5 protein-coding genes are annotated in these 6,003 nt (G+C 68.5%); all 5 read right to left on the bottom strand.

The genetic code is table 11. From position 1 onward, the window contains the following. Positions 1–504 precede the first annotated feature (504 nt). The 5 genes from H610_RS0105860 to H610_RS0105880 all read right to left on the bottom strand — a co-directional run bounded on the left by H610_RS0105860 (position 505) and on the right by H610_RS0105880 (position 5,799). Complete coding sequence (locus tag H610_RS0105860; RefSeq protein ID WP_028238815.1) at positions 505–1,845, bottom strand: hemolysin family protein; 1,341 nt, start codon at positions 1,843–1,845, stop codon at positions 505–507. A 98-nt stretch (positions 1,846–1,943) separates the two neighbouring features. Then, positions 1,944–3,239 (bottom strand): phosphate regulon sensor histidine kinase PhoR, encoded by a 1,296-nt coding sequence (gene phoR, locus H610_RS0105865; RefSeq protein ID WP_028238816.1) that lies wholly within the window; start codon positions 3,237–3,239, stop codon positions 1,944–1,946. Between the two features lie 51 nt (positions 3,240–3,290). Further along, positions 3,291–3,980, bottom strand: coding sequence for a phosphate regulon transcriptional regulator PhoB (gene phoB / locus H610_RS0105870; RefSeq protein WP_028238817.1), 690 nt, complete (start codon positions 3,978–3,980; stop codon positions 3,291–3,293). Between the two features lie 305 nt (positions 3,981–4,285). Then, complete coding sequence (gene ubiA / locus H610_RS0105875) at positions 4,286–5,176, bottom strand: 4-hydroxybenzoate octaprenyltransferase (RefSeq protein WP_028238818.1); 891 nt, start codon at positions 5,174–5,176, stop codon at positions 4,286–4,288. Positions 5,177–5,232: 56 nt separating this feature from the next. Further along, positions 5,233–5,799, bottom strand: a complete 567-nt coding sequence (locus H610_RS0105880) for a chorismate--pyruvate lyase family protein (RefSeq protein WP_028238819.1) — start codon at positions 5,797–5,799, stop codon at positions 5,233–5,235. Between the last annotated feature and the right edge of the window lie 204 nt (positions 5,800–6,003).

Here is a 6,003-nt window from a genome sequence, read left to right on the forward strand (position 1 = left end):
AGGGGAAAAGGCAAGGCGGTACGGCTCACCTCCCTGTGGCAGGGCGTGCTTTCCTCCCAGCCTGACCGCGACGGGTATTGGCACTCGGTGTGGGGCGCGGCGCCCCCACATCAGAGCAGAAAGCCAACAGGCTGCACAGCCTCACCCAGGCCCGGAGAGAGGGAAAAGGCAAAGCGCGCGCATCCTCGCGGAGATGCAGGCCGTGGCCTGCCCGTCCGCTACGCCGGCTCAGGCCGGCTCGGGAAGGTCGGCCGCGGCGCGCCGGCGCGCCGGACTGGTCCTGATCCGGCAGCCGGGCGTCCGGCTTCTCTGCTGGGCCCAGGTGGGCAGGGGAAGAGGGGTGTCCGCGTTCGCCTGCCTGACGAGTTCTTCGAGCGATCTGCTGCTCATGGGGCCTCCGCTTTCAGGTCGTGGGCATGCTTCCCACAGCCGGCAGTGTGCGCGCCCTGCGTGACAGTACGGTGGACGCGCCGCGCCGTTCGTCGCTTGCGGCGCGGCGGAGGATCAGGCCAGTTTCACCACCTTGGCCAGCACGATCTTCGGTCCGCGCATCTTCTTCACGATGATGCGCAGCCCCTCGGTAAGCAGCACCTCGTCCTCTTCGGGGACGCGCTTGAGCGTTTCGTAGACCAGGCCGGCGAGGGTGTCGGCCTCGATGTGGTCCAGATCCAGGTCCAGCAGGCGCGCCACCTTGAACAGCGGCGTGTCGCCGCGCACCAGCAGCTTGCCGGGCTGATAGGAGAGCACGCCGCGCTCGGCCTTGCGGTGCTCGTCCTCGATGTCGCCGACCAGAACTTCCAGCACATCTTCCATGGTCAGGTAGCCGATCACCTTGTGATCGCCTTCCTCGACCAGCACGAAGTGCGCACCGCCGCGCCGGAAGCGCTCGAGCAGCGTGGTCAGCTGCATGTGCTTGGAGACCCGCTCCAGCGGGCGCAGCAGGTCCCTGAGTTCGAAGCGCTCGGCGCTCAGCTCGCCGGTGGCCAGCGCCAGCAGCAGGTCCTTGATGTGCAGCAGGCCGATGTACTCGCCCTTGTCCGTGTCGAACACCGGATAGCGGCTGTACTTGTGCCGGCGGATGCGGTCGAGGATCTCCGCCAGCGGCATGTCGTGCTCGAGCTGCACCAGGTCCTCGCGGGAGTTGGCCCAGTCCACCACCTCGAGCTCGCTCATCTCCACCGCCGAGGCGATCACCCGCATGTCCTGGTCGGTGGGGTCCTGGGCGCGGCTGGAATGCAGGATCAGCTTGAGCTCCTCGCGGCTGTAGTGGTGCTCGTGGTGCGGCCCCGGCTCGCCCTGGCCGGCCAGGCGCAGGATGGCGTTGGCGCTGGCGTTGAGCAGGTAGATCGCCGGGTACATCAGCCAGTAGAACAGATACAACGGCACCGCCGTCCACAGCGACAGCAGCTCGGGCTTGCGGATCGCCCAGGACTTGGGCGCCAGCTCGCCGACCACGATGTGCAGGTAGGAGATCAGGAAGAACGCGGTAAAGAAGGCGATGCCGTGCACCAGCGCCGGGGCGTCGATGCCGATCGAGCGCAGCAGCGGCTCGAGCAGGTGGGCGAAGGCCGGTTCGCCGACCCAGCCAAGGCCGAGCGAGGCGAGGGTGATGCCCAGTTGGCAGGCCGACAGGTAGGCGTCCAGCTGGTCGTGCACGGTGCGCAGGATGTGCCCGCGCCAGCCGTGGCGGCTGGCCAGCGCCTCGACCTTGGTGGCGCGCAACTTGACCATGGCGAATTCGGCGGCGACGAAGAAGCCGTTGAGCAGGACGAGGAAAAGGGCAAAGAGAACCAAGCCGAAATCGGCGAAGTAGGTGGAGGCGGTGTAACTGGGGTCAGGGTCCATGAGGGTCGGCAAGAGTCGATGACGGCCTGAGAATGGGGGCGCCCGGCGGGCAATTCAAGGTCCGCCCGGAGAAACGCCGGCGTGGCTGACCGCCGGCATCAGCGCGCCAGCTGCGCCGGCTGGAAATGGCAGGTGAAGGTGCTGCCCTGGCCCGGGGTGCTGGCGATCTCCAGCTGGCCCTTGTGCCGCAGCAGCACGTGCTTGACGATCGCCAGCCCGAGGCCGGTGCCGCCGGTGCTGCTGGCGCGGCTCGAATCGACCCGGTAGAAGCGCTCTGTCAGCCGCGGCAGGTGCTTGCTCTCGACGCCGATGCCGTTGTCCTGCACGCTGAGGTGGGCGCCCTCTTCGTCGCCCCACCAGCGCACCGCGATCTCGCCGCCGGCCGGGGTGTACTTCACGGCGTTGAACACCAGGTTGGAGAAGGCGCTGCGCAGTTCCTCGGCGCTGCCCTTCAGGCGCGTGCCGTCGCCTTCCAGGCTGATGCGGTGGGCGCGCTCGCCGGACAGCGCCTGGGCGTCGGCGACGATGTCGCGCAGCAGCGCGTCCACCGCCACCGGCTGGTTGTGCGCCGGGTAGCTGGTGGCTTCGAGCTTGGCCAGCAGCAGCAGGTCGTTGAGCAGCAGCTGCATGCGTCCGGCCTGCTGGTTCATCTGGTCGAGGGCGCGGTGCCAGCGCGGCGGGAACTGTTCCTGGTTCTCGCTGAAGGTCTCCAGGTAGCCGGCGATCACCGTCAGCGGCGTACGCAGCTCATGGGAGACGTTGGCGACGAAGTCCTTGCGCATCTGCTCGAGCTGGTGGAGGCGGGTCACATCGCGCACCAGCAACAGGTGCTCGGCGTTGCCGAAGCGGGTGAAGTGGTACTGCAGCTGCAGGCGCTCGTTCACCGGGGAAGGCAGTTCCAGCGGCTCCTGGTAGCGCCCGGCGTCAAAGTATTCCTTGAACGCCGGGTGGCGCACCACGTTGGACACCGGGTGGCCGGTGTCCTGCGGGTCCTTCAGGCCGAGCAGGCGCTCGGCGGCGGGGTTCCACCACTCCAGGTTGCCCTCGCTGTCGAGCAGCAGGATGGCGTCGCGCAGCGCGCTGGTGGACTCCAGGGCGCGGTCGATGATCGCCTGCAGGCGTCCGCGGGCGCGCATTTCCTGGCGTTGCAGCTGGTACAGGGCATCGAAGATGTCGCCCCACAGGCCGTGGCCGTCGGGCGGCGGCTGTTCCGGATCGCGCTGCTTGAGCCAGTGCTGCAGACGGAACAGCTGACGCAGTGTCCAGCCGAGGTAGCCGGCCAGCCCGATCACCAGCGCCCAGGCATATTCGCCTGTGAGCAGGCCGAGCAGCAGGCAGCCGGCGATCAGGATCAGCAGGCGGCGCACGATGGGTCCGCGCCAGTCTTGGTTCAATCGGATCGCTCCTTGAGGAAACCGCGGCGACGGATGTGTGGTGGCCCCGGCTCAGCCCTTGGTCGAGAAACGATAGCCGGTCCCGCGCACGGTCTGTACCAGGTTCTCATAGGCATCGCCCAGCGCCTTGCGCAGCCGCCGGATGTGCACGTCGACCGTGCGCTCCTCGACGTAGACGTTGCCGCCCCAGACCTGGTCGAGCAGCTGGCTGCGGGTGTAGGCGCGCTCCTGGTGGGTCATGAAGAACTGCAGCAGGCGGTATTCGGTGGGGCCCATTTCCGCCGGCTTGCCGTCGATGGTGACGCGGTGGCTGACCGGGTCGAGCAGCAGCCCGCCGACCTCGATCGGCTCCTCGCTGTCGGTCGGCGCGGCCCGGCGCAGCACCGCCTTTAGGCGGGCGACCAGTTCGCGCGGGGAGAAGGGCTTGGTGATGTAGTCGTCGGCACCGACCTCGAGCCCCTGGATCTTGTTGTCCTCCTCGCCCTTGGCGGTGAGCATCACGATCGGTACGTCGGCGGTCAGGGTGTCGCGCTTGAGCCGGCGGGCCAGCTCGATCCCCGAGGTGCCGGGGAGCATCCAGTCCAGCAGGATCAGGTCCGGCTGGCGATCGACGATCAGGGCATGCGCCTGCTGGGCGTTTTCCGCCTCCAGGCAGGCGTACCCGGCCATCTCGAGCGCCACGGCGATCATCTCGCGGATCGGTGCCTCGTCGTCGACGATCAGGATGTTCTTGCCGTTCATGGTCAAGCCTCGTCGTTTCGTTGTCGCCGGCATTAGATAACGGAAATGTTGCAGGGATGTGACAGCCTGACGCTACGCGGCAGGCATAAAGGAGCGCTGGAGGCTGGAAGGCTGAACGAAAAGTGGCCCCGGAGTGTGCAAACAGACTTGCCCATTGATGGCCGCCACGGTGAGGGCATCCTATTCCAGCCTTCCAGCCTTCCAGCCTTCCAGCCTTCCAGCCTTCCAGCCTTCCAGCCTTCCAGCCTGTAGGGTGGGCCGGGCGGCGTTCCGCTTCAGCCCACCAGGTTCCTGCACCTGCCGCCTCAACGCACCGCATAGTCCATGACGATGCCCGCGAGTATCGCCAGTCCCGCCCAGTGGTTGTGCAGGAAGGCGCGGAAGCAGAGCTGGGGCTTGCGCGAGCGGGTGATCCACCATTCCCAGGCGAAGCAGGCCGCGGCGATCGTCAGGCCAAGGTGGAACCACTGGCCGAGCTCGAAGCGCACCCCGGCGAGGATCAGGCAGACCAGCGCCAGCCCCTGGAGCACGGCGATGATGGTGCGGTCGGCCTCGCCGAACAGGATGGCGGTGGAGCGGATGCCGATCTTCAGGTCGTCCTCGCGGTCGGCCATCGCGTAATAGGTGTCGTAGGCCACCGTCCAGATGAGGTTGGCGATGAACAGCAGCCAGGCCTCCGGCGGCAGGCTGCCGGTCTCGGCGGTGAAGGCCATCGGCATGCCCCAGGAGAAGGCCGCGCCGAGCACCACCTGCGGGTAATAGGTGTAGCGCTTCATGAAGGGGTAGAGCGCCGCCACCGCCAGCCCGCCGAAGGACAGCCAGACGGTGGCGGCATTGGTCAGCAGCACCAGGCCGAAGCTCAGCGCCACCAGCACCGCGAAGAGAATCCAGGCCTCCCGGGTGGTGACCCGGCCGGTGGCCAGCGGGCGATCCTTGGTGCGCGCCACGTGGCCGTCGAAGTTGCGGTCGGCGAAATCGTTGATCACGCAGCCGGCGGCGCGCATCAGCACCACGCCGAGGACGAAGATCACGACATTCTTTACGCTCGGCGAGCCCTCGCCGGCGATCCACAGCGCCCAGAGCGTCGGCCACAGCAGCAGGTAGGTGCCGATCGGCCGGTCCAGGCGCATCAGCTGGATGAAGTCCCAGGCGCGGGGGTGCAGGCGGTTGCAGGATTGCAGCAGTCTCAGGTACATCGCGGCGGCTCTCCGTTCGCTGCCGGAATGCCCGGCAGCCATGGGCGGTGGCGCGATTATACGGGGCGCTGTCCCGGCGGACAGGCCGTGCCCTGCGCCCGCGCCCAGAACGCCGGCAGGAACACCTCGGCCACCAGTACGCCGAGACTGTCCCGGCTGAAGCACGAGCGGCGCGCCCAGAGCCCTTCCTGGCGCACCGCCGGCGGCAGCCAGGCGGCCGGGTAGCGGCAGGTCTCGAAGGTCCCGCGGGCGAACGCGCGGTCGCTGAACAGCAGCTCGCCGAGCGAGCGGCTGCCCAGGTGCTGGATGTCGAAGCCCGAGGCCACCAGCGCCTCGCGGCCGGCCACGCTGCGCGCGTAGACCCAGGGCCGCTCGCCGCCGTACAGGTACACCTCGCGGACCCAGCCGGCGCTGCCGGCGGGAATGCCCAGCGCCTGGCACTCGTCGTCGCGCAGCACCTGCCAGCCCTCGTCCAGCGGCTGCACGCCGAAGGCGCCGTCGGCCAGCTCGGTGAGGCGCTGGGTGAGCGAGCCGCGGTCCTCGTACAGCCAGGCGTGCAGCACGGGGTCGAGCGGGGCGGGCAGGGCGTCGGCGGGGAGCCAGTGGGCGTGGATATCGGGCACGGGAACGGACGCGGTCGGGGAAAGCCGGCGAGTCTAGCACGAGCCCTGGCGCCCACCGGGCAGGATGAGTGATGGCGCCAGCCCCTCACCCCGGCCCTCTCCCCAGAGGGGAGAGGGGGTTGGTTCGGTGTTGTCGCTCGGCATCGTGCAGGCCGAGGTCGCAGGCAGAGCCTGCTCCTACAGGTGTTCAGCGCAAGCGCAGGC

The organism is Stutzerimonas azotifigens DSM 17556 (assembly GCF_000425625.1).
In the GTDB taxonomy this organism is placed as follows: Bacteria; Pseudomonadota; Gammaproteobacteria; order Pseudomonadales; family Pseudomonadaceae; genus Stutzerimonas; species Stutzerimonas azotifigens.

Coding starts and splice junctions, on each gene's coding strand:
- H610_RS0105860 (WP_028238815.1), bottom strand. CDS start 1,845: ATGGACCCTGACCCCAGTTACACCGCCTCCACCTACTTCGCCGATTTC.
- phoB (WP_028238817.1), bottom strand. CDS start 3,980: ATGAACGGCAAGAACATCCTGATCGTCGACGACGAGGCACCGATCCGC.
- ubiA (WP_028238818.1), bottom strand. CDS start 5,176: ATGTACCTGAGACTGCTGCAATCCTGCAACCGCCTGCACCCCCGCGCC.